We start from the raw sequence: 23,320 nt of genomic DNA on the forward strand, positions 1-23,320 counted from the left end.
TCTCGACGCGCAGCGGGATGGTGATGTGGCCGTCCGTTCCCTGCTCCGGAGAAGGCGCCCCGACATGCGACGTACCCCCACCCGACGTCTGTTCGCCGCGACGCTCCTCGTGGCGTCCGTACTGGCTCCGCTGGCCGTGGCCCCGGCCCCGGCCGTCCACGCGGCGGTCGCCGACCGCCAGGGGGCGGACGAGTGCCCGCAGGGCGGTCTCGGCCCGGAGATCGAGGCCCGGCTGGACAAGGCGATCGAGGACGTCCGCAAGCAGGCGCAGATTCCCGGCATCGTCGCCGGGGTGTGGATGCCGGGGAAGGGCAGCTACGTCCGGGCGACCGGGGTCGCGAACACGGCCACCGGCGAACCGATGCGGAAGGACTCGCTCGTCCGGATCGGCAGCGAGACCAAGACCTTCACCGTCACCGCGCTGCTCCAACTCGTGGACGACGGCCGGATCGGTCTCGACGACCCGATCGCCAAGTACGTCAAGGGCGTCCGCAACGGCCGGAACATCACCTTGCGGCACCTCGCCGAGATGCGCAGCGGGCTGTTCCCGTACACCTCGGACCCGGACTTCATCCACGACCTGCTGAGCGACCCGCAGCGCTACTTCACGCCGGAGGAGTCGCTCGCGTACGGCATGAAGCACGCGAACACCTTCAAGCCGGGAGCGAAGTTCGAGTACTCCAACTCCAACCTCGTCCTGCTCGGCCTCGTGATCGAGAAGGTCACCGGCCACCGTCTCGAAGACGTGATCCGCCACCGGATCCTGCGCCCGACGCACCTGCGCCACACCCTCTTCCCGACCGGGCCCGAGTTCCCCCAGCCGCACCCGCGCGGCTACACCGACCAGACCCTGAACGGCACCATCGCGGACGCCACGGACTGGAACCCCAGCTGGGCGTGGGCGGCCGGCGCGATGATCTCGGACCTCGACGACCTGCGCCGCTGGGCGAAGATCGTCGCCACCGGCGAGCTCCTCAGCCCCGAGACCCAGGCACAGCGCCTCAAGACCCTCCCGACCGGCTTCCCCGGCACCACCTACGGCCTCGGCATCCTCGACACCGACGGCTGGATCGGGCACAACGGCTCCATCCCCGGCTACGAGACCGTCACCGTCTACCTGCCGTCGAAGAAGGCCACCCTGGTCCTGATGCTCAACACCGACGCCCGCCACGTCGACAACCAGGAGCCCTCGACCCTGCTCGCCCGGGCCGTCACCCAGATCATCACCCCGGACAACGTGTACGCCGGCAGCGTCACGCCCACCCGCTAGTCGGGCTCCCCGGGTCGAGCTCGACCGAGAGCTGCGCGCCCAGCTCCTCGAATCCCAGCGCGGCCGCCACCCGCCGGGAGGCCTCGGGGCGGGCGCGCCACTGGGGCAGGAGTCCGCCGGCGAGGGCGTGGGCGACGGCCGCCGACGCCGTCCGGCGGGCGAGTCCGCGCCCGCGTGCACCCGGAGCGGTCAGGACGCTGAGGTGGGCCGTCCGGTGGGGCCAGGCCCGGTAACCGGCCGCGGCCACGACCTCGCCGCGCTCGCGGACTACGAAGGCGGGCGAGGTGATGTCCTCCAGAGCCGCCTCCCCCGCGTCGTCGTCACCCGCCGCGCCCTCCAGGGCGCGCAGGGCCGGGTGGTCACCGGGCAGCCGTTCCACCGTCGGCGGGGCGGCTGCCGGGCGGAAGCGGTCCGGGGACAGGTACGCCAGTGCGGCGGGGCCCAGCACCCCCGTCGCGGGCAGCGCCCCGCGGATCGCGTCGACGTCCGCCGGCAGCCCCCTCAGGGCGTCGCGCACCGAGGTGGCGGTGCCCCCGTCGGGCGCGGTCACGAGCGCGGAGCCGCCGAGCACGACGACTCCGGTCCAGCCGGCGGGGCACAGCCCCGACGCGGGGGAGACGACGACGCGTATGCCGCCGGCCCGCGGGAAGGACACGGGCGTCCCGGCCAGGCCTTCCCACAGGGCGCGGGCACGCGTCCGAGTGTCCTCGCCAGGCATGTCCCGGCCCCCTACGCGATCGACTCGGGTACGGGCGTGGCCTGGTGGTAGTACATGCGCAGGGGCTGGTCGGGCGCGGCGCCGGGTTCGCGGCGCCAGAGGGAGGTGCGGCGGGCGCGGCGGCCTTCGTGGAGGGTTTCGAAGGTGAGGTGGACGAGGCCGGGGGCGAGGAGGACGCCGGTGACGGGGCCCGGTTCGTAGGGGGTGCCGTTCCCGGTGCTGCCGGACATCTCGGGGAGGGCGGCGAGCATCTCGGCGTAGGTCCAGCGGCGGCCGGAGGCGCCGACCTCGACGAACTCGGGGTCGAAGAGCGGGACGGAGAGGGTGCGGGAGGCGCGTACCGCGGGGTCCAGGAGGCGGAGTTCACCCGCGATGGCCTCGGCGACGTCGGGGTGCGGGGAGTCGGGTGCGGGGGTGGTGTGCTGGTGGGTCATGGGGGCATTCTGCCTGCGGGGCGAGCCGGTCGGCCCGGGGTTTTCCCTGGTCGCACGGCTCGCCCCGCCATGTGTCGCTACTCGAAGGCCGCCGCGGCCTCCTTCAGTGCGGCGGTGACCGTCTCGGGCGCGTCGGGGCCGGGGGCGCCGGGGCGGTAGGTGACGGAGTGGAGGCGGCCGGTGAAGCGGAAGGAGCGGTGGCGTTCGAAGAGGGGCCAGGAGACGGGGGACTTGCGGTCGATGCCGACGCTGATGCCCTGGAAGGGGGCCATGCCGATGAGCTGGTGGACGCTGTCGGGGGCGGCCCGGTGTTCGTCGTCGACGGTGACGGTGAAGCGCCAGCGGAGCCCTTCCTCGGCCGTGGCGGTGAGGAGGATCGCGTGGGGGCCGGCGGAGAGGGGGCCCGCGTCGGTCTCGTGGAGGGTGCCGTACTCGTTGTAGGCGAAGGCGAGCCGGCCGTCCTCGACGTAGAGGCTGTAGCCGCCGCCCTGGTCGCCGTGGGAGACGAGGACGCCGTCACCGGTCTCGTCGACGGCCACGGCGATCTCGAAGGAGCGCAGGGAGACGAGGCGGGAGGAGCGGTAGCGCTCCAGTTCCGGAGTGCCGGGGAGCAGGGTGAGGGGGCGGGAGAGGCGCTGTTCGGCGGGGTTGCGGCGGGTGAGGGCGCCGCTGTGGTCGGGCAGCGGGAAGACGCCGTTGCGCCAGGCCGCCTCCTCCCACGCTGCCGACAACTCCTTGACCAGGTCCGGTTGTTCGGCGGCGAGGTCGTGGATCTCGGTGGGGTCGGTGCGGATGTCGTAGAGGGCCCATTCGGAGTCGTCGTAGGGCGTGCCGGGCCGGTGGAGGGTGACGAGCTTGCGGCCGTCGCGGTAGTGGCTGCGGTTGCCGGTCATCTCGCAGTACTGCTCGGGGTGGGTGGAGGCGTGGGCGGGGTCGGCGAGGACGGGCGTGAAGTCGGTGCCGTCGAGTTCCTGGAGGGGGACGCCCCCGCGGGTCTCGGGCCTGGTGAGGCCGGCGAGTTCCAGGAGGGTGGGGGTGATGTCGGTGACGTACTGGTACTGGGATCGGAGTCCGGTGGCGAGCCGGCCGTCTCGGACGCCGTCGGGCCAGGAGAGGACGAAGGGCACGCGGACGCCGCCGGCGTAGGTGTGGCCCTTGTAGAGGCGGAAGGGGGTGTTGGAGGCCATGCCCCAGCCGCGGGGGTAGTGGACGAGGCTGCGGGGGCCGCCGATGAGTTCGGGGTCGCGGTCGACGTCGGGGTCCCAGTCGCCGGGGAGGCGGGGGTGGTGGACGAAGCGGCTGAAGTAGGAGCGGGTGCCTTCGGGGCCGCCTTCGCCGGTGCCGCCGTTGTCGGAGGTGAAGACGACGATGGTGTTGTCGAGTTCGCCGAGGGCGGCGAGGGTGTCGGTGAGCCGGCCGAGGTTCTGGTCGATGTTGTCGACGAGGGCGGCGTAGACCTCCATGTAGCGGGCGTAGAGCCGCTGCCGGTCGTCGGACAGGGAGTCCCAGGCGGGGACGTCGAGTCCGGCCTCGCTGTTGCGCTCGGGCAGTTCGGTACCGGGCGGGAAGAGTCCGGCGGCGAGCTGGGCGGCGAAGCGCCGGTCGCGCAGGGCGTCCCAGCCGTCGTCGTAGCGGCCCCGGTGGCGGGCGATGTCCTCGGCCTTGGCCTGGAGGGGGCCGTGGACGGCGTTGTGGGCGAGGTAGAGGAAGAAGGGCTTGTCCGGGTCGTGGGCGCGCAGCGACTTCACCATGGAGATCGCCTGGTCGGTGATGTCGTCGGTGTAGTAGTAGTCGTCGGGGAACTCGTCGATGTCGAGGGGGCTGTTGTCCCGGACGAGCTGGTGCGGGTGGAAGAGGCTCGTGAGCCCTTCCAGGACGCCGTAGTACTGGTCGAAGCCCTTCTGGAGCGGCCAGTTGCCGCGGTGGTCGGCCGCGTTGGAGGCGGAGTCGCGGACCAGGTGCCACTTGCCGACGGCGTAGGTGGCGTAGCCGGCGTCATGGAGGAGTTCGGCGAGGGTGGGGATGTCGTCGGCGACCTCCATGCCGTAACCGGGGAAGCCGGGATCGGAGTTGGCGACCATGGCGTAGCCGACGCGGTGTGGGTTGAGGCCGGTGAGCAGGGCGGCGCGGGCCGGTGAGCAGAGCGGCATGGTGTGGTAGTTGGTGAGCCGTACGCCCGCGTCCGCGAGGCCGTCGAGGACCGGGGTGGGGATCTCGGAGCCGAAGGGGCCGATGTCGCTGAATCCCATGTCGTCGACGAGGACGACGACGATGTTCGGTGCCTTGGCCGGCGGGGTGGTACGGGCGGGCCAGGCGGGCTCGGATGCGGCGAAGGTCCGGCCGACGCGCCCGGGGAAGCCCTCGTAGGGGTCGCGGCGGGTGTGCGTGGACCGGGTGGCGGGGTCGCGTGGGGTGCCGGTGGTCATGCGGGGGCGGGTCCTTCCGGGAGGAGCGTGCGGGCGGTGCGGAAGCCGCCGTGGCCGGTCGAGGAGTCGGGGGTGTTGTGGGAGCGGGCGGCGACCCGGTAGCGGTTGCAGTAGGAGGAGTGGCACAGGTACGAGCCGCCGCGGATGACGCGCTCGCCGGGGCCGAAGGCGTCGGCGCACCACTCCCAGACGTTGCCGGAGGTGTTGTACAGGCCGTGGCCGTTGGGCGCGTACGCGGTGACGGGGACGGTGCCGGTGCGGCCGCCGGGCCGGTCGGAGCGGTACGGGAAGTCGCCGGCCCAGGTGTTGCACATCTCCCGGCCGCCGGGGGTGAGTTCGTCGCCCCAGGGGTAGCGGGCGCCGTCGAGGCCGCCGCGGGCGGCGTACTCCCACTCCGCCTCGGTGGGGAGCCGGACGCCGGCCCAGGCGCAGTAGGCGAGGGCGTCGTCGTGCGAGACGTGGACGACGGGGTGGTCGGCGCGGCCTTCCAGGTCGGAGCCGGGGCCTTCGGGCGCGTGCCAGGAGGCGCCGGTGACGCCGAGCCACCACGGGGCCTGCGGGACCCGGCCGAGGACGTGCCGTTCGGCGGCGGGGTGGAGCAGGAGGTGGAAGACGAAGGAGGAGCCGAAGCGTTCCGCGTCGGTGCGGTGTCCCGTGGCCGTCACGAAGTCGGCGAACCGGGCGTTCGTGACGGCGGTGGCGTCGATCGCGAACGGGGCGACGGTCACCTCCCGTGCGGGTCCCTCGTGGTCGGCGGGGTAGCCCTCGTCGAAGGCGTCGCCCATCCGGAAGGTGCCGCCGGGCAGCTCCACCGCGGGGTGGGGCGGCGGAGCGGTCCGTACGGTCGGCAGCGGCAGGAGCTCTCGGGTCGCCGCGTGGCCGGCGGGGCCCGCGCAGGTGCGGCCCGGGGTGCAGCAGGCGCTCACGCGGACACCGCCTCGGGTGCGGCGGTCACCGGCACGGGTTCGGGCGCGGCGTCGAGCAGGGCGCGGGTGTACGGGTCGCGGGGGTGGTCGCACAGCTCGTCGGCGTCGCCGGTCTCCACGACACGGCCGTCGTGCATGACGGCGATCCGGTGGCTGACCTGGCGGACGACGGCCAGGTCGTGGGCGATGAAGACGAGGGCGAGGCCCAGGTCGCGCTGGAGGTCGGTGAGGAGGCCGACGATCTGGGCCTGGACGGAGACGTCGAGCGCGGAGACGGGTTCGTCGCAGATGAGGACGTCGGGCGCGGGGGCGAGGGCGCGGGCGATCCCGACGCGCTGGCGCTGCCCGCCGGAGAAGGAGCGCGGGTGCCGGTCGGCGACGGCCGGGTCGAGGCCGACGAGGCGCAGCAGTTCCGCGACGCGCCCGGCGCGCTCGCCGGGGGTGCCGATCCCGAAGGCGCGCAGCGGTTCGGCGACGATCTCCCCCACGGTCATGCGGGGGTTGAGGGAGGCGTACGGGTCCTGGAAGACCATCTGGACGCGGCGGCGCACGGCGTGCAGCTCGGCGCGGCCGGGCCGGGTGACGTCCTGGCCGTCGAGGAGGATCCGGCCGCCGTCGGACGGCTGGGCGTGGGCGAGGACCCGGGCGAGGGTCGACTTGCCGGAGCCGGACTCGCCGACGATGCCGAGGGTCTCCCCCGCCGCGAGGGTGAGGGAGACGCCGTCGAGGGCGGTGAAGGAGCGGCGGCCGCGGCCCTGGTAGGTCTTGCGGAGCCCGTCGGCGCTCAGGACGACGGCGCCGGGTGCGGGCCGGTCGATGCGTACGGGCGGTGGGGGCGGGGGCAGCGGCGCGCCGTGTTCGGCGGCGGGCAGGCAGGCGGCGCGGACGGTGTCGGTGACGGCGGTGAGCGGCGGGGCGGTGGTGTGGCAGCGGTCCTCCGCGAGGGCGCACCGGGCGGCGAAGGCGCAGCCGGCGAGCGGCAGGCCGAGGTCCGGCGGCGTGCCGGGGATGCCGGTGAGGCGGGTGCCGGAGGGGGCGGACAGCCGGGGCACGGCGGCGAGGAGGCCGGCGGTGTACGGGTGGCGGGGGCGGGTGAGGACGTCGGCGGTCGGGCCGTCCTCGACGATCGTGCCGCCGTACATGACGAGGACGCGTTCGCAGGCGCGGGCGACGACGCCCATGTTGTGGGTGATGAGGACGACCGCGGTGCCGGTGCTGCGGGTGAGGTCGCCGAGGAGGGTGAGGATCTGGTCCTGGACGGTGGCGTCGAGGGCGGTGGTGGGTTCGTCGGCGAGGAGGATGTCGGGTTCGCCGGCGAGGGCCATGGCGATGAGGACGCGCTGGCGCTGACCGCCGGAGAACTGGTGGGGATGGTCGTCGAGGCGGCGCTCGGGGTCGGCGATGCCGACGAGGCGCAGCAGTTCGACGGCGCGGCTGCGGCGGGCCTTCCGGTCGCGGCCGCCGTGCGCCCGCAGCACCTCGTCGAGGTGGCGGCCGACGGTGAGGACGGGGTTGAGCGCGGTCATCGGGTCCTGGAAGACCATGCCGACGCGGGCGCCGCGGACGGCCCGCAGCCGCTCCTCCCCGGCCGTGGTCAGCTCCTCGCCGTCGAGGCGGACGGAGCCGCCCGTGATGCGGCCGGTACCGGGGAGCATCCTGAGCAGGGCGAGGGCGGTGGTGGACTTCCCCGAGCCCGACTCGCCGACGACGGCGAGGGTCTCGCCCCGGCGGAGGGTGAAGGACACGTCCCGGACGGCACGCAGGGCGCCGCCGCCGGGGGTGGTGAACTCCACGTCCAGACCCTGGACTTCGAGGAGGGGCGGGGTGGTCATCGGCGTATCTCCCGGTTCAGCGCCTCGGCGGTCAGGGAGAGGCCGAGGACGAGCGCGGTCACGGTCACGAGCGGTCCGGCGGCGAAGTGCGGGGCCTGCGCCAGGTAGGGCATCGACTGGCTGAGGACGGCGCCGAGGGTGGGTTCGGGCGGCCGGACGCCGACGCCGAGGAAGCTCATGGCGCCTTCCAGGAAGACGGCGACGGTGAGGGAGACGGCGATCTGGACGACGAGCGGGTCGACGGCGTTGGGCAGGACGTGACGGGTGAGGATCCGGCCGCCGGACGTGCCGCCGACGCGGGCGGCTGTCACGTACTCCCGGCCGCTCTGGACGAGGATGCCGGTGCGGAGCAGCCGCCCGAAGGCGGGGATCTCGGCGAGCGCGATGACGAGGATCACGGGCAGTCGGCCGGGGCCGAGGACGGCGGTGACGGCGAGCGCGAGGATCAGTCCGGGGAAGGCCAGGATCAGGTCGAAGGTGCGTTGGACGACGGTGTCGGCGACCGGGTGGGTGGCCGCGGCCAGGGCGAGGAGGCAGCCGAGGGCGGCGCCGAGCGGCACGGCGGCGGCGATGATGCCGAGGTCGGCGCGGATGCCGTACAGCAGCCGGGAGAGGAGGTCGCGGCCGAGGTCGTCGGTGCCGAGCGGGTGTCCGGGCGTGCCGGGTCCGGCGAGCGCCAGGGCGCTCTGGTCGGTGGGTCCGTGGGCGGCGAGGACGGGGGCGAGGAGTCCGGCGAGGACGACGAGCCCGACGAGGGCGAGGCCGGTCCGGCCGCGCGCGGTGGCGAGGGCGGCCCGGTAGGGGTGGCGGGGCCTGGGGGCGGGGGTCGGCTTGGTGGCGGCGAGGGTGGTCATGGCGGTCACTCCCACCTGATTCGGGGGTCGAGCCAGGCGTGGACGAGGTCGGTGAGCAGCTGGACGAGGACGAAGACGGTGACGAGGAGGAGCAGCAGGTCCTGGACGACGGGGTAGTCGCGGCGGACGAGGGCCTGTTCGGCGAGCTGGCCGAGGCCCGGCCAGGCGAAGATCGCCTCGACGAGGACGGCGCCGCCGAGGAGGTGGCCGGTCTGCATGCCCAGGAGGGTGACGACGGGCGGGAGGGCGTTCGGCAGGGCGTGCCGCCAGAGGAGGCGGCGGGGTGCGACGCCGGCGGCGGTGGCGGTGCGGATGTGGTCCTCGGCGAGGGTCCGCTCGATGCCGTCCTTGAGGTAGCGGCCGAGCACGGCGGAGCTGGGCAGCGCGAGGCAAAGGGCGGGCAGCAGCAGGTACTGGACGCCGAGGTCGGGTGCGGTGAGGAGCGGGACGCGTCCGCCCGGGGGCAGGACGCCGAGGAGGACGGCGAAGACCAGGACGAGGAGGACGCCGGTGACGAAGGGCGGTACGGCGAGTGCTCCGGTGGTGAGGACCCTTACGGTGCCGCTGACCCAGCGGTTGCGGGAGGTCGCGCCGAGGATGCCGAAGGCGGCTCCGATGACGACGACGAACAGCAGTGCTCCGAGGGTGAGTTCGACCGTCGCTGCGAGTCCGTCGGCGATCAGGTCGGCGGTCTGCCCGCCGATCGCGTAGGACGGCCCGAGGTCTCCGGTGAGCAGGTCGCCGATCCATCGCGCGTACTGGGCGGGCAGCGGCGCGTCGAGTCCGAGCCGGGCGCGGATGGCGGCTTCGGTGGCGGGGCTCGCGTCGGGTCCGGCGAGGACGGCGGCGGGGTCGCCGGGGACGAGCCGCAGGAGGGCGAAGGCGACGAAGGAGGCGACGAGGAGGACGAGGAGTGCGGAGGGGAGTCTCCGCAGCAGGTAGCCGCGCATGTCAGTCGACCAGGTGGGCGTCGTCGAGGACGAGGTAGGAGAACTTGTTGAGGGTGACTCCGCGCAGCTTCTCCGCGGAGACCTGGACGGAGCCGCGGATGACGAGGTCGATGATGAACGCCTCGTCGAGCAGGGTGTCGGTGATCCGCTGCCGCAGGGCGTTGGCGCGGGCTCCGGTGGCGGGGCCGGTCCATGCCTCCCGGACGACCTTCGTGTAGGCGGCGGAGCGGAACTTGGAGGTGTTCTTGGCCTCGTTGAAGGGGTAGGCGCTCACGGCGAGCGTGGCGGGCTGGACCTGGGCGAAGCCGTGGCCCATGGTCCAGAGGCCGGGCATGGTCTGGGCGATCAGGTGCTTCTGCGCGGTCGCGGGGTCGGTGGGCTGGAGGGTGACCTGCACGCCGATCTGCTTCAGGTCGTACTGGACGGCTTCGGCGACCGCCGTCTCGCCGGGCAGGTTGACGTGGAGCAGGGGCAGGTCGAGCCTGGTGTGCCCGGCGGACTTGAGGAGCTCGCGGGCCTTGCCGGGGTCGTACGTGTAGTGGGTGCGGCCGGCTTCGGTGAAGGCGGGCGACGACTTGGGCCAGGGTGTGGCGGACGCGAGTCCGTAGCCGCCGAGGACCTGCTTGAGGATCCGCTCGCGGTCGATGGCCCAGGCGAGGGCCTGCCGGACGGTCTTGTCGTCCAGGGGGGCGACGGTGGTGTTGACGCCGAGGTAGTAGGCGCCGCCGCCGGTCGCGTACTCGCTGACGGCGAGCCCGGGGGCGGCCTTGACGACCCCGAGGTTCTTGCCGGGGACGCCGAAGGAGAGCTGGGACTGTCCGCTGCGGAGGGAGGACAGCAGCGCGTCGGCCTGGGGCACCACGCGGAACTCGACGGCGTCGAGGTAGGGGCGGCCGGGCTGCCAGTACCGGTCGTTGCGCGTGAAGCTGAGCCCGGCGCCGGGGCTCCACTTGGTGAGCCTGAAGGGTCCGGTGCCGTTCAGCTTCCTGCCGCTGACCGCGTCCTCGATGCCGTGGCGGTCGGTGATGATCATGAATTCGAAGAGGTCGAAGAGGTTGTTCACCGGGTGGGCGAGCTTGAGGACGAGCTCGTGGTCGCCGCGCTTCTCGAATCCGGTCACGGCCGCCGCGGTGGCCCTCAACTGGGCGGCGCGGAGGGGGTTCTGGAGGTTCTTCACGGCGAAGATCACGTCGTCGGCGGTGAACGGCCTGCCGTCGTGGTAGGTGACGTCGGTGCGCAGCTTCAGGGTGATCGCCTTGCCGTCCGCGGCGGCCTGCCAGGACGTGGCGAGCTCCGGCTGCGGCTCCAGCCGGTCGTCGTAGCGGGTGAGGGTGTTGTAGATCAGCCGCTGCTGGAGCGACTGGGCGCTCTGCGCGAAGAGCAGGCTGGGCGTGAAGTCCGCGTTGACGGCGACCGTGAGGGTGCCGCCTCGCTTGGGCTCCGCCCCCGACTTGCCGGCGGGCACCTCGGTCTCGGAGACCGCCGAGCGGCAGCCCGCCAGGCCGAGCCCGAGCAGCAGGGTGCCGCCGCCCGCGGCGCGCAGGGTGGTGCGCCGGGAGAGTGCGGTGGGCGTGGAGGAGAACAGCTCGGTCATCGATGCCTGCCTGTGAAGGGGTGGAGGCCGCAGGGTGAGCGGATTCGTTCCGCTGCGGAAGGAAGAGGGGGAAGGGTGGTGGTCCGAGCCGCGCGGTGTCGAGACCGCACGACCCGGAGGTACGGGGGTGCTGGGGTACGGGAGTGCTGGGGTACGCGGGTACGGGGGTACGCGGGTACGGCAGTACGGGCCGCTCGGCTACCGAGTGACGCCGCCACGGGAGCGCGAACCGGCCGACGGTGGCGAGGGTGGGCGGAACGCGCCGGCCTCAGGTGCCCCGAGGGAACGGCGGAACGCCCGCGTTCGGCGGGGCCGGGGTGGTGTCAGCGGGGCCGGTGCGACGGCCGGCGCCGGAGTCGGTCGTCGGGACGGACGCCGGGATCAGACGCGGACGGCACAGACCGCGCTGGCCTGTCGACAGAGGTCGACGTGCCTGCGGGAGATGAGGCGCATGTCCGGATTCACGGGAGCAATATGACAGCGGCTTCGCGGGGCGGTCAACCGGGGTTGACCGCATTCTGAGACGACCTCACACCTCGACCACTCCACCCGTCAGCTCGGCGACCGTCTCAAAAGGCCTTCTGAACAGGGGATTCAGTAGAACCGTGCCCGCTGCGACGGGCAGCGTGGCCGGTCCGGCATGTGGACTGACGATCCGTTCGGGATCGTCGCAGACGTGCGAGAGGTCGATCGCGGCGCCCCGGATCTCCTCCAGGTACTCCGGTTCGAGCACGCTGGACTGCTCGGTCACGACGACCAGATCGGGGTTGAGGACGTCCAGGAGCAGGGCGACGGCGCGGCCGACCGACCGGGCCCGTTCTCTCAGCAGCCGGTCGGCGCGCCGGTCCCCGGCCGCCGCCGCGTCCACGACGAGGGAGGTGTCGGGCTCGGGCACGATGCCGCGGCGCACCGCGGTGAGCCCGACGGCGGTGTTCGACGCGGTCGCCTCCAGGCAGCCGGAACGCCCGCACGGGCAGGGGACGGTGGAGTCCGGGACGGGCAGATGGGCCACGTCGCCGGCCGCCGCCCCCGGTCCCTGGTGCACGACTCCGGCGAGTCCGACGGCCGCGTCGACGACGTTGCCGACGAAGAGGTGCACGAGGCTGCGGCGGGCGGCGGGCCGGCCGAAGAGGATCTCCGACTGGGCGATGGAGCGGGCGTGGTTGTCGACGTGCACGGTGGTACGTCCGCCGAGGCCGCGGGCCAGCTCGGCTGCGAGCGGCCGGCGGCGCCAGCCGAAGGCGTCGTGGCGCACCACCGCCCCCTCGGCGGGGTCGACCCACCCGCCGACCGCGGCACCGACCCCGAACAGCGGCCGCCCCCGGGTGTGTTCGTCCAGGAAGCCGCGCAGTCCGCGGGCGACGGCCTCGGGCAGGACGTCCGGCGCGATGCCGTCGTGGGGGTAGGTCCGGCGCGCCAGGACCTGTCCCCGCAGGTCGACGAGGGCGAACGTCGAGGCGGGCACCCCGAGGTGGACACCGCCCGCGACGGGCCCGCCGGTGGCGCCGATGTGCAGGTCGACGGGGATCTGGGGCCGCCCCACTCCCCCGCCTCCCGCGAGTTCGGGCAGTTCGCGCAGGAGGCCGAGCCGGGTGAGGTCGGTGGCCTGCCGGGAGACGGCGGCGGGGCTGAGGCCGGAGAGGCGTGCGACGGCGCCGCGGGCGACGGGTCCGTGGTCGAGGACGGTCCGCAGCACGCTGGCCGCGTTGGCCTCGCGCCGGCCGTCGCCCGCCCTCCGGGGGCCGTGGGGGGTGGTCGTCATGGGGGCCTCTCTGGTCGTCTCCGCGGTGGGGCTCTGATCACTGTTGCGGCGGTGTGAAATCCCGTGGCCGCCGTCGGCACGGCCGCCGTCCGCGCTTCCGGGCCGGCCGACCCCACCCAATGCGGGGACATCACCACTGGTCAGGGGCGGTTCGGCACTGCACGGGGGCGAGGCGCGGGGCCACCGGGCAGGCGCCGATTCAACCACCGGGGGCGGGGGTTCGGGGAGCCGGCGGCCGCTTGACGTGTGGCGGCGGCCGCTGCGAGGCTCCGGGACATGTTCGCGACCTCCTCCTCCTGTCTCGCCCTCCACGGCGCCTGATCCTCGCGACCTCCCGCGCGGCCGGTTCGCCGCTCGCGCTCCCGCGTTCCTCGCCCTGAGGGCACGCCTCCCGCGGCCGGTTCGCCGCTCGCGCTCCCGCGTTCCTCGCCCTCTGGGCACGCTTCCCGCGCTCGACGCGCCTCGCCCGTACCCCTCGTACGGCTCGCGCGGCTTCGCTTCCCCTCATTACTTCCGCTCCGGAATTAATTCCGAGCGGCTCGGACCCCGCGAAAGGAACCACCATGTCCACCGCCACCACCACGATCACCGTCCAGAAGGTCGGCGGCCGCCTCGGCGCCGTCATCTCCGGCGTCCGCCTCGGCGGCGACCTCCCCGCCGAGACCGTCGCCGAGATCCGTGCCGCCCTCCTGGCGCACAAGGTCGTCTTCTTCCGCGGCCAGGACCACCTGGACGAGGACGCCCACGAGGCCTTCGGCCGGCTCCTCGGCACTCCCGTCGCCCACCCCACCGTCCCCTCGGCCGACGGCCGTTACTCCTTCCCGATCGACTCGGACTACGGCGGCCGGGCCAACCAGTGGCACACCGACGTCACCTTCGTCCCCGCCTACCCCGCGTTCTCGATCCTGCGCGCGGTGGTCATCCCGCCCTACGGCGGCAACACCCTGTGGGCCAACACGGCGACGGCGTACGAGAAGCTCCCGGAGCCGCTGCGCGCCCTCGCCGACGGCCTGCGCGCCGTGCACTCCAACGACTACGACTACGCGGCCCTGCGCCCCGGCGTCCTGCCCGAGCAGCTCGAACGCTTCCGCGAGATCTTCGCGTCGACGAAGTACCTCACCGAGCACCCGGTGGTGCGGGTCCACCCCGAGACCGGCGAACGCACCCTGCTGCTCGGCAACTTCGTGCAGCGGATCAGCGGCCTGACCGGCGCCGACTCGCGCGCACTGCTCGGCCTCTTCCAGGCGCACGTCGAGCGTCCGGAGAACACCGTGCGCTGGCAGTGGCAGGTCGGCGACGTGGCGATCTGGGACAACCGGGCCACCCAGCACTACGGCGTGGACGACTCCGACGACCACGACCGCAAGCTCCGCCGGGTGACCATCGACGGCGACGTGCCGGTCGGCGTGGACGGCCGCTCCTCGGTGCTGCTCGCGCCCGAGACCGTCCCGGAGCCGGGCTTCGGGATCGCCTCCGGCGCCTCGACGGCCCCGACCGACCCCGCGGCCACGGCGACGGAGTCCGCCGCCGTGTGACGAGCGTCCCGCCCCCGGTGAGTCGGCGCGCCGGGGGCCGTGCGGGGGCGGGAGGGGTGGTGGTGTCAGGCGGGGGGCGGCATGGCGTAGTCGGTGAAGCCCACCCAGTCCAGGGCCACGCAGGGTTCGTCACCGAGGACCCAGGCGTCGTGCCCGGGGGTGACCCGCATGAAGTCGCCCGCGCCGAACTCCACCGAATCGCCGTCGTCCATGACGACCTTCATCCGGCCGCTGACGACGTATCCGACGTGCGACGCCTGACAGCTGTCGGTGCCGGCGATCGGCTTGACGTGCTTGGACCACTGCCAGCCCGGCTCGAAGACGGCACGGCCCACCGCACCGTCCTCACTGGTGAGCAGATCGAGCCTGCCCTTGCCGTCCTCGAAGGGACGGGTCTCGTCCGCTTCGTCGAAGCTCTTCCGTACGATGCCGGCCATCTTGTGCTCCCGGCGGGGAGAAGGAGGGTCCCCGAGTCCTCTTCCAGGCTACGCCGGGACCGTCCCCGCCACCCTGCGCAACCGTGCGGGGAGGATGGTTCGCTTTTACATCGAATTCCCGGCGGGGGCACCCCTCGCTTGGTGGTTCCCGGCAGATCCGGGCCCCGAATTCTGTGCACATCACTTATCGGTCAGACCTACACATAAAGACCAGATAAGCGCACAATGAAACAGCGGCACGCATTTGCCGCGACTGTGGTCGGACGTGTATGACGCCAGAAGGAGGCGAGTCGTATGGCCGACGTCTCTCACCGTCCTGGTGATATCGCGGGACACCCCGACGCGTCGGAAATGCGGGACAGGTACGCCCGTATGCTCCAGACCCGAGGTGTCGCGGCGGTCGAGGAACTCGTGATCCTCGCCGGCATCTACGCCGCGATCTCCGGGTGGACGGTCCATTTCTCCGCCGCCCAGCCGGAACTCGCCATCAGCAACCTGGTCGTCGGCATCGCCCTCGCGGTCCTCGGCCTGTGTATGTCGATGGCCCCCGAGCGGTCGCAGGACCTGAACTTCGTCGTCCTGCTCATGGGCGCGTGGCTCATCGTCGCCCCGTGGGTGGTCTCGCGGAACCCCGACACCGGCATGATCCTCAGCAACGTGATCACCGGTGCGTGCGTCTGCCTGTTCTCTCTGACAGCCGGCGGACTGCTCATGAGCAAGCGGAGGAGGACGTGACCGGGCTGACCCTCACTCACGCACCCTCTCCCCCAACCATCCGTTGATCCTCTCCCGGAACGGCGGCACCTCCATCCCCCGGAGGTGCCGCCTCTTACCGTTCCGGTCCGGGAACGGCCAATACCGCGTAACGAATCGATGCGTGCGGTTTCGGTCACCGCTCGGCGCGAAAAACTGCTCCTCAGAGACAGGCACAGGCTCCCGCTCGCTGACCGAGTCCTTGGGGGGACAAAGTGAACTGGTACCTCGACGTCCTCAAGAAGTACGCGGTGTTCACCGGCCGAGCGCGTCGCCAGGAATTCTGGATGTTCGCGCTCTTCAACGTGATCGCGGCGCTCGTCCTCTTCGCCGTCGACATGGCGCTCGGCACCTATCCGCTGCTGTACGGGCTCTACGCGCTGGCCGTCCTGCTGCCGTGCCTCGGAGTGACCGTCCGCCGCCTGCACGACACCGGCCGGTCCGGCTGGTGGATCCTCATCGACCTGATCCCGCTCGTCGGCGCCATCATCCTGATCGTCTTCCTCGCCACCGAGGGCGACCAGCACCAGAACGCCCACGGCCCGAACCCGAAGGCGGTACCCGCCCACTGACGGGCCGCTCTCCCTCACGGGGACGGAAACCCCCGGAAGGTGAAACCCCCGGAAGGTCCACTTCCGGGGGTTTCCCCCGCGTATAGAGCCGGTACGGAGCGTTTGGCCCCGCCGCCTTGTGCACGGTGGCGCACGACCCGCCCCCACCGCCCCGCCTAGCCTCGCCGAACGGACGCGACGGCACCAACGAGGGGCGGAACCACCGGTGAACTGGCACATCCACGACTACCGCGAGAGCGATCTCGCCGCGGTCGTCCATCTGATCGACACCACCGCCGAGCTCGGGCAGGAGTCCGTGTTCTCGCTCGCCGAGTGCATCGGCGCCCTCACCAGCCGGGAGCCGGCCGTGGTCGCCGTCCACCAGGGCGTGCCCATCGGAGCCGCGCTCGCCTGCGTCTCCGGCGAGCGGGCCTGGGTGATGCGCGTCGCGATCTCGTCGGCGTGGCGCGGCCGCGGCCTCGCGAGCGCCCTGCTCGTGGAGCTGGAGCGGCGCCTCGTCGCGGCCCGCGTCGGGCGGATCGCGTACGTCCTGCCGGAGGAGGAGCTCCTCGGCGAGGGACTCCTGAACGCCGGCTACACCCGGCAGCCGGCCGTCGCCTACTTCGAGAAGGTGGAGCCGCTGCACGGTCCGGCAGCCGGACTCCTCGACGACCTCGGCGGCCGGCTGCTGCCGGGCGACCTGTGGGTGAGGGTGGCCGGGATGGAGCGCGAGAAGGACCTGATCGAACGGCGGGTGGTGCTTCCGCTCGCCGAGCCGGAGCGGGCCACCCGGCACGGCGTGCGGCCGCCGCGCGCCGTCTGCCTCTTCGGTCCGCCCGGCACCGGCAAGACGACGTTCGCCCGCGGCATCGCCTCCCGGCTCGGCTGGCCGTTCGTGGAGATCCTGCCGTCCCGGCTCGCCGACGAGGGGAACCTCGCCGCCGCCCTCCGCTCCGCGTTCGCGCGGATCGCGGAACTGGAGCGGGTCCTCGTCTTCATCGACGAGGTCGAGGAGATCGCGCCGGTCCGCTCGGAGCCCGCACAGCCCGGGGGCATGCACGGCGTCACGAACGAACTCCTCAAGCTGATACCAGGCTTCCGCGAGCGGGACGAGCGGCTGCTCGTCTGCGCCACCAACTCGATCCGCTCCCTCGACCCGGCGTTCCTGCGCCCCGGCCGGTTCGACTACCTGATCCCGATCGGTACGCCGGACAAGGCGGCGCGCGCGGCGATCTGGGCCCGCTACACCGACGGGCGCATCGACGTCGACATCGACGAACTCGTCCTGGCGAGCGACCAGTTCACCCCCGCCGACATCGAGCACGCGGCCCGGATCGCCGCCCAGGCCTCCTTCGAGCGGGACCTGATCGCCATCGGCGGGCGCGGCGGCGACGGCCCGGCCCCCGGGGCGAGCACGGCGGACTACCTGGCGGCGATCGGACAGTGCCGCCCGACCGTCACGCCGGACATGATCGAGCAGTTCGCCTCGGACATCACGACCCACGCACGGGTCTGACGACGAAGGACAACTCCTGGCGCGCCGCGTCCAGTTCGTCGCGGTCCGGCGGCTGCGCCCCGGCCCGCGACACGGTGACGGCGGCCGCCGCGGCCGCCGTGCACAGCAGCCTGGCCAGGTACTCGGTACCGAGCCCGGCGAGGTCCGCCGCGGCGCGGAACGCTAGCGTGTCGAGGACCGCGGACATGAACGAGTCGCCCGCGCCGACCGTGTCCACGACGGAGACCGCCGGCGCCGTCGCGGCGACCGTCGACCGCCGGGTGACGGCGAGCGATCCCTCGGCGCCCCTGGTGACGAGGACGACGTCGGGACCGAGGCCGAGCCAGCGGGCCGCGACCGTGCCCGGGTCCTCGCCCGGGTACAGCCAGTCGAGGTCCTCATCGCTGGCCTTCACCAGGTCGCTGAGGGCGACACAGCGTTCGACGCGGGCGACGGCCTCGGCGTGGTCACCCATCAGCGCGGGGCGCACGTTCGGGTCGTAACTGACCGTGGCCTGCCCCTTGAGCCCCTCGACCAGGTCGAGCACCGCCGCCGCACCCGGCGCGGTGACGGCCCCGATCGACCCGATGTGGACGTGGACGGGGGCCGGGGAGGGCCGGGCGCCGTCCGCCTCCAGCGTCCAGGCGATGTCGAAGGTGTACGTGGCCCGGCCGTGGTCGTCGAGGCCAACGACCGCCGACGGGGTGCGGGCGGGCACGCCGCCGATCTCCACCCGCACCCCCGCGCCCTTGAGGTGGTCGGCGATCAGCCGCCCGGCGTCGTCGTCGGCGAGCTGGGTGAGCAGCGTGACCTCACGGCCCAGCCGGGCGAGGCCGTACGCGACGTTGGCGGGGCTGCCCCCCGGGTGGACCCGGTCCTCGGTGCCGGGGACCCGGACGATGTCGGCGACGCACTCGCCGATCACCAGGATGGACATGCGGTCAGAGCTCCTCGGCGTAGTGGTCCCGGTAGCCGGCCCGGCCGCCGCTTGGATGCGGGTGCCCTGCCGGACGACCCGCAGATGGTACGCCCGTTCGGTCCGGTACGCCGCCCCGTCGCACCCGCCTCGACGCGGCGGCGGGCCCGAGTTCCGTCCGCCGTCCGGCCGTTGTGCCTATCGTGGTCGCCTCGGGGCGCCGCCGGGGTCGCCGGCGGCGCCGGACGTACTGGGGGGGAGGACTTCCGGTGGAACCGGTGGACACGGTCGAGGGGCTCGGGGTCATGGCGTTCGGCGACGGGAAGGAGCTGGAGGCCTGGCTGGAGACGCACCACGGGGACACCCCCGGCATCTGGCTGCTCCTCGCGAAGAAGGGCTCGGGGCTCCCCTCCCCGACCGCGGACGAGATCCTCGACGCCACGCTCGTCTACGGCTGGATCACCGGCAAGCGCATCACGCGCGACGAGCGGACCTACCTCCAGAAGATCACCCCGCGCCGGCCCCGCAGCCTCTGGTCCCAGGTCAACGTCCGCCAGGTGGAAGCGCTCGACGCCGCGGGCCGTATGCGTGAACCGGGCCTCGCCGAAGTCCGGGCCGCACGGCGCGACGGCCGCTGGGAGGCCGCGTACCCGTCCCAGAAGGACGCCACCGTCCCCGACGACCTCGCCGCCGCCCTGGCCGCCGACCCGCGCGCGGCCGCCGCCTTCGACGCCCTCGGCAAGACCGACCGCTACCTCGTCATCCTCGGACTCTGGCAGGCCCGCACCGCGAAGACGAGGGCGGCCCGCCTGGAGCGGTCGGTGGCAGCGCTGGCGGCGGGCGAGGGGCGGCGCTGATCACGCTGGCGGGAGCTGGCCCGCGCGCCAGGGATCTCCGGGGCATCGCGCTCCGCGACGGGGCCGGGTCGGACGTCAGGCGCCGGGGCATCGCGCTCCGCGACGGGGCCGGGCCGGACGTCAGGCGCCGGGGCCCGGGTCCCTGCGCCGCCGGTAGAGGACCTGCTGGGCGTCCCACTCCACGAAGGACTCGGCGTGCTCCAGACCGATGGCCTCCAGGAGCCGACGGGACCTGGAGTTCGCCTCCTGGGTGACCGCGACGACGCTCGGCGCGGTCTCCAGGGCCCGCGCCACGGCCGCGCCGACCGCCTCACGCGCGTAACCCCGCCCCCAGTGCTCGGGCAGGAACTGGTACGAGACCTCCGTCTCGCCGCCCCGTCCGCCGTCCTCCACCGTGACGAGCCCGAGCAGCACCCCGTCCTCGGCCCGGACCACCGCGTGGGAGCCGGCCGCACCGACGATCCGGCGCTGACGGATCCGGACGACGGACTCGATGACCGGGCCGCCGAGGTGGAGCCGCACGTCGGGATCGGTCCACAGCCGTGTCACGCCCGGTACGTCACCGCTCCGGACGCGCCGCAGCACCAGCCGCTCGGTCACGAGCGGCTGCAGGGCGGGAGGCGGGGCGGAGTGCGGGACGGCGGTCACGCCTCCGATCATCTCAGGTGCGACGAGCAGGAAGCCGGCGGCTGCTCAGCGGGACGAGCAGGGGCCGCCCTCCGCACCATTCGTCGCCCCGGTCGGATGCTCATCCCGTGGTGCTCGACAGGCAGGCCAAGGCATGCCGCGCACGGTCTGCTACGACCTCTCCCGCCGCAGAGAGCTCAGCCAGATAGCTCTTGATCTCTGCGAGGTCACCCAGCCCCAGTCCTGCCGTGCGCAAGTCCTCGGCTGCCTCTGCCACACGGTCTTCCGGCTCGAGGAGTACGGCACGAAAGAGGACCAGGATTTTGGAACTCGCCTCGTTCAGCGGGATCGTGGGATGTGCGAGCAGCTGACCCCATTGCTCCGCACACGATGCAAGCCGTCCCTCCACGGTGTCGAGCATGAGCTTCTCGAACGTGCAGGAGAGGTCTTCGGGGTCCACTTCCACTCCCCGTTCCAGGTCCACTCGCGCCTTGTCGAACCGGCCTGCTTGCCGGTGGGCTCTGCCACGGACGCCGAGGGCATAGGCGCTCGTGGGGTCGATTTCCAGTGCGGCGGTGAGGTCGGCGACGGCTTCGTCGTATCGGCCGGCCTGGTGGTGAGCTTCTCCGCGGGTGCCGAGAACCCAGGTGTCGGTGGGGTTGGCTTCGAGTGCGGCGGTGAGGTCGGTGACGGCCTGGTCATATCGGCCGGCCTGCCGGTGCGCCTCTCCACGAGTACTCAGGGCCCAGGCGTAGCCGGGGTCGATCTCAAGTGCGGCAGTGAGGTCGGCAACGGCCTGATCCAGTCGGCCGGCCTGCCGGTGCACCTGTCCACGAGTGCCCAGGGCCCAGGCGTAGGTGGGGTCGAGGCCGAGTGCGGCGGTGAGGTCGGAGGCGGCCTGATCCAGTCGGCCTGCCTGCCGGTGCGCCTCTCCGCGGTGGGCGAGGGCCCAGGCGAAGGCGGGGTCGAGCACGAGTGCGCCGGTGAGGTCGGAGACGGCCTGGTCGTATCGGCCCGCCTGCCGGTGCGCCTCTCCACGAGTACTCAGGGCCCAGGCGTAGCCGGGGTCGATCTCAAGTGCGGCGGTGAGGTCGGCAGCGGCCTGATCCAGTCGGCCGGCTTGCCGGTGCGCCTCTCCACGAGTGCCCAGGGCCCAGGCGTAGGTGGGGTCGAGCACGAGCGCGGCGGTGAGGTCGGAGACGGCCTGGTCGTATCGGCCGGCCTGCCGGTGCGCCTCTCCACGGGTGCCGAGGGCCCAGGCGTCGGTGGGGTCGAGTTCAAGGGCGGCATTGAGGTCGGAGACGGCCTGGTCGAGTCGGCCGGCCTGCCGGTGCGCCTCTCCACGGGTGCCGAGGACCCAGGCGTAGGTGGGGTCGAGGGCGTGTGCGCCGGTGAGGTCGGCGACGGCCTGGTCGTATCGGCCGGCCTGTTGGTGAACTTGGCCGCGGGTGCCCAGGGCCCAGGCGTCGGTGGGGTCGATGTCGAGTGCGGCGGTGAGGTCGGAGAGGGCCGCGTCGTGGTGGCCGAGCCAGCGATGGACTTCGCCGCGACGTGCCCAGGCGCGGGCGTTGCGGGCATGGTGGGCAAGGGCGCGGTCCAGCTCGGTGAGTGCCTCTTCCTCCCGGTCGCGGAGGTAGAGGAGTACGCCACGGTAGGTGTGTGCCCAGCTTTTGATCTCAGCACTCAAACGGCCGTAGGAGAGCAGGATGCCAAGGCAGGTGAACTCGGGCTCGTCTCCGATCAGAGCATCCCGGAGGCGGCCTGACCAGCTGAGCAGGGTTTCGTCGGTGGTGTCATGTGCGGCTTGTTCCAGTGTCTCGATCCATTGCCGCAGGACAGCGGTGTCCTGGTCCGCAGCGTGTACGAGCTGTTCGAGTGCGGGCGTGAGGTGTGTGGCGGGGTGGGCGCAGAGCCGGTGATACGTCTCGTCCAGACGGTGGCGGCGCCATTCGGGGTTCTTCCACCGCTTCGCCTCGGGGATTCGCTCCTCGACCGTGGCGCGCCAGACGGCGTGGGTGTCGGCGAGTTGCAGATGCTTCGAAGCCCAGCCTTGAGGGGAGCGGGTGCGCTCCTGGCGGACCATGCCGGCGCGGACCACCGCGTGGTAGTGCTTGAAGCCGCCGCGGCCGCTGACGAACGGCTGCCCGCACAGCCACTGCCACAGCCCTTCTCTGCCAGGGCCGGCGGCGGCGGCGAAGACGTCCTCGTTCAGCTGCAGGGGCAGCGCGCACGCCCGCACGGCCTCGCGTTGCTCAGGGTCGGTGATCCACTGCACGAACCGTTCGACCGCCACGTCCGCGAGGTCCCCGTCCGCGTCGACGTCCTCCGCCGTGTGGGGGTGGGCCAGGGCGAGGAGTTCCGCGAGCAGCGGCAGTCCCATCGACAGCCGAAGTGCCGCTTCCATCACACCCGGGTCCGTGACGCCCCGCGCGGTCAGCAGCGAGCGTGTCTCGGCCTCGGTCAGGACTTCGAGGGGAACGTCCACGACCTGCGCCCGCAGCGATGCCCACTCGCGCTCCGCGAGTTCGTCCCGGCCGGCCAGTACGACGATGACGTTTGCGGGCACCGCGCCGAACTCCTCCTCCAGCATGCTCAGCAGCCAGCCGTCCAGGTACTGGGCGGTCTGTTCCCACGTGTCGAAGAACAGCACCACCCACCGGTGTCGACGGCACGACCGCTCCAGCTCGGCGACGAAGGCCCGGCTCAGATCCGCCTCCTCGCCCCGGGCCCCCCGCCGCCGGGCACGAGCCTGGGAGGTCGATCGGAGTCGGTCCAACCCCTGGGCCGCGGCATCCGGATTCACCATCGCCGTCACCGCGCCGGCCCCCGGCACCAGCGACACCGCTCCCAGAGCGGCCTGCGTCACCACCCGGCTCGCCACGGACGCCTCGCCCTCCGCGGGCATCGGATCCGCCTGTGCCGCCTGGTCACGCCGGAACTGCTCGACCGCTTTGTCGAACTCCTTGCACGGGCCCGCCTGCTCCGCCAACTGTCTGGCCAGCTCGGCCAGGGCCTGCTGCACCCCGTGGACGTCGTTCTCGTCCACCACGGCCGTCACCGCGTCCGCGCGCCTGGCCGCCTCCTGCCACTGCCGCAGCAGGGTGGACTTCCCCACCCCGCCCACCCCGCGCACATGGAAGAGGAACTCCGCCGGGTCTTCCTCAGACTGCGGGTCCTTCGTCAGGTTCTCCGTGAACAGCGCCAACTGCGACCGCCGCCCCACGAACCGCGCCTGCGCGCGCTGCCTGATCAGTGCACCCCTCGACAGACCCCGATGACCCGCTCCCGGCAAATCCGCACCCCCGTCGCTTCGCCTCCCTCGTTCCTGAGGCCGGCACCGCATCGCCCGAAGCCGTCGCATCGGACGTAGGTCATCAGTGTCC

General features: G+C 72.9%; 20 protein-coding genes. 6 read left to right on the forward strand and 14 right to left on the reverse strand.

Annotated features, from left to right (window positions below):
* Positions 1 to 64: 64 nt before the first annotated feature.
* A complete protein-coding gene (locus MRBLMG1_RS25490; RefSeq protein WP_367826434.1) occupies positions 65 to 1,270 on the forward strand; it encodes a serine hydrolase domain-containing protein in 1,206 nt (401 codons plus the stop codon).
* Here the strand turns inward: MRBLMG1_RS25490 and MRBLMG1_RS25495 are convergent.
* The 10 genes from MRBLMG1_RS25495 to MRBLMG1_RS25540 all read right to left on the reverse strand — a co-directional run bounded on the left by MRBLMG1_RS25495 (position 1,254) and on the right by MRBLMG1_RS25540 (position 12,766).
* Complete coding sequence (locus MRBLMG1_RS25495; protein ID WP_367826435.1) at positions 1,254 to 1,988, reverse strand: GNAT family N-acetyltransferase; 735 nt, start codon at positions 1,986 to 1,988, stop codon at positions 1,254 to 1,256. The two genes, MRBLMG1_RS25490 and MRBLMG1_RS25495, sit on opposite strands and share 17 nt — an antisense overlap.
* An 11-nt stretch (positions 1,989 to 1,999) precedes the next feature.
* Positions 2,000 to 2,422, reverse strand: coding sequence for a DUF4440 domain-containing protein (locus MRBLMG1_RS25500; RefSeq protein ID WP_367826436.1), 423 nt, complete (start codon positions 2,420 to 2,422; stop codon positions 2,000 to 2,002).
* A 77-nt stretch (positions 2,423 to 2,499) separates the two neighbouring features.
* The gene (locus MRBLMG1_RS25505; protein WP_367826437.1) at positions 2,500 to 4,848 is read right to left on the reverse strand and encodes an arylsulfatase; all 2,349 of its coding nucleotides are present in this window, start codon (positions 4,846 to 4,848) and stop codon (positions 2,500 to 2,502) included.
* Positions 4,845 to 5,774 (reverse strand): formylglycine-generating enzyme family protein, encoded by a 930-nt coding sequence (locus tag MRBLMG1_RS25510; RefSeq protein ID WP_414721642.1) that lies wholly within the window; start codon positions 5,772 to 5,774, stop codon positions 4,845 to 4,847. The genes MRBLMG1_RS25505 and MRBLMG1_RS25510 overlap by 4 nt, the downstream gene beginning before the upstream one ends.
* Positions 5,771 to 7,606, reverse strand: a complete 1,836-nt coding sequence (locus MRBLMG1_RS25515) for an ABC transporter ATP-binding protein (RefSeq protein ID WP_367826438.1) — start codon at positions 7,604 to 7,606, stop codon at positions 5,771 to 5,773. Before MRBLMG1_RS25515 ends, MRBLMG1_RS25510 begins: the two co-directional genes overlap by 4 nt.
* A complete protein-coding gene (locus MRBLMG1_RS25520; protein ID WP_367826439.1) occupies positions 7,603 to 8,460 on the reverse strand; it encodes an ABC transporter permease in 858 nt (285 codons plus the stop codon). The genes MRBLMG1_RS25515 and MRBLMG1_RS25520 overlap by 4 nt, the downstream gene beginning before the upstream one ends.
* A gap of 5 nt (positions 8,461 to 8,465) precedes the next feature.
* Complete coding sequence (locus MRBLMG1_RS25525) at positions 8,466 to 9,410, reverse strand: ABC transporter permease (protein WP_367826440.1); 945 nt, start codon at positions 9,408 to 9,410, stop codon at positions 8,466 to 8,468.
* 1 nt (position 9,411) lies between these two features.
* Positions 9,412 to 11,004: an ABC transporter substrate-binding protein gene (locus MRBLMG1_RS25530; protein WP_367826441.1), complete on the reverse strand. Its 1,593-nt coding sequence runs from the start codon at positions 11,002 to 11,004 to the stop codon at positions 9,412 to 9,414.
* A 381-nt stretch (positions 11,005 to 11,385) separates the two neighbouring features.
* A complete protein-coding gene (locus MRBLMG1_RS25535) occupies positions 11,386 to 11,457 on the reverse strand; it encodes a putative leader peptide (RefSeq protein WP_329625827.1) in 72 nt (23 codons plus the stop codon).
* Positions 11,458 to 11,533: 76 nt separating this feature from the next.
* Positions 11,534 to 12,766 (reverse strand): ROK family transcriptional regulator, encoded by a 1,233-nt coding sequence (locus MRBLMG1_RS25540; protein WP_367826442.1) that lies wholly within the window; start codon positions 12,764 to 12,766, stop codon positions 11,534 to 11,536.
* A 563-nt stretch (positions 12,767 to 13,329) separates the two neighbouring features.
* Here MRBLMG1_RS25540 and MRBLMG1_RS25545 point away from each other — a divergent pair.
* Entirely contained in the window at positions 13,330 to 14,301 is a 972-nt protein-coding gene (locus tag MRBLMG1_RS25545; protein ID WP_367826443.1) for a TauD/TfdA dioxygenase family protein, read from the forward strand.
* 65 nt (positions 14,302 to 14,366) lie between these two features.
* Here the strand turns inward: MRBLMG1_RS25545 and MRBLMG1_RS25550 are convergent, their stop codons facing one another.
* Positions 14,367 to 14,738, reverse strand: coding sequence for a cupin domain-containing protein (locus MRBLMG1_RS25550; RefSeq protein ID WP_367826444.1), 372 nt, complete (start codon positions 14,736 to 14,738; stop codon positions 14,367 to 14,369).
* A gap of 372 nt (positions 14,739 to 15,110) precedes the next feature.
* Here MRBLMG1_RS25550 and MRBLMG1_RS25555 point away from each other — a divergent pair, with 372 nt between their 5' ends.
* From MRBLMG1_RS25555 to MRBLMG1_RS25565, 3 genes are all read left to right on the forward strand, one after another.
* The gene (locus tag MRBLMG1_RS25555) at positions 15,111 to 15,473 is read left to right on the forward strand and encodes an SPW repeat protein (RefSeq protein WP_367826445.1); all 363 of its coding nucleotides are present in this window, start codon (positions 15,111 to 15,113) and stop codon (positions 15,471 to 15,473) included.
* A 233-nt stretch (positions 15,474 to 15,706) separates the two neighbouring features.
* Complete coding sequence (locus MRBLMG1_RS25560) at positions 15,707 to 16,063, forward strand: DUF805 domain-containing protein (protein ID WP_367826446.1); 357 nt, start codon at positions 15,707 to 15,709, stop codon at positions 16,061 to 16,063.
* Positions 16,064 to 16,268: 205 nt separating this feature from the next.
* A complete protein-coding gene (locus tag MRBLMG1_RS25565; protein WP_367826447.1) occupies positions 16,269 to 17,558 on the forward strand; it encodes an ATP-binding protein in 1,290 nt (429 codons plus the stop codon).
* On the opposite strand, the gene MRBLMG1_RS25570 is transcribed toward MRBLMG1_RS25565, so the two are convergent.
* Positions 17,536 to 18,474, reverse strand: a complete 939-nt coding sequence (locus tag MRBLMG1_RS25570; protein ID WP_367826448.1) for a carbohydrate kinase family protein — start codon at positions 18,472 to 18,474, stop codon at positions 17,536 to 17,538. The two genes, MRBLMG1_RS25565 and MRBLMG1_RS25570, sit on opposite strands and share 23 nt — an antisense overlap.
* A 284-nt stretch (positions 18,475 to 18,758) precedes the next feature.
* Here MRBLMG1_RS25570 and MRBLMG1_RS25575 point away from each other — a divergent pair, with 284 nt between their 5' ends.
* Complete coding sequence (locus MRBLMG1_RS25575; protein WP_367826499.1) at positions 18,759 to 19,310, forward strand: YdeI/OmpD-associated family protein; 552 nt, start codon at positions 18,759 to 18,761, stop codon at positions 19,308 to 19,310.
* A 120-nt stretch (positions 19,311 to 19,430) separates the two neighbouring features.
* Here the strand turns inward: MRBLMG1_RS25575 and MRBLMG1_RS25580 are convergent, their stop codons facing one another.
* Together MRBLMG1_RS25580 and MRBLMG1_RS25585 are read right to left on the reverse strand one after the other, a co-directional pair.
* Positions 19,431 to 19,958, reverse strand: a complete 528-nt coding sequence (locus tag MRBLMG1_RS25580; protein WP_367826449.1) for a GNAT family N-acetyltransferase — start codon at positions 19,956 to 19,958, stop codon at positions 19,431 to 19,433.
* Positions 19,959 to 20,058: 100 nt separating this feature from the next.
* On the reverse strand, positions 20,059 to 23,160 hold the full coding sequence (locus tag MRBLMG1_RS25585) for a tetratricopeptide repeat protein (protein WP_367826450.1): 3,102 nt from the start codon (positions 23,158 to 23,160) through the stop codon (positions 20,059 to 20,061).
* Positions 23,161 to 23,320 lie beyond the last annotated feature (160 nt).

The sequence above is a fragment of the Streptomyces sp. LMG1-1-1.1 genome (assembly GCF_040815545.1).
Classification (GTDB): Bacteria; Actinomycetota; Actinomycetes; order Streptomycetales; family Streptomycetaceae; genus Streptomyces.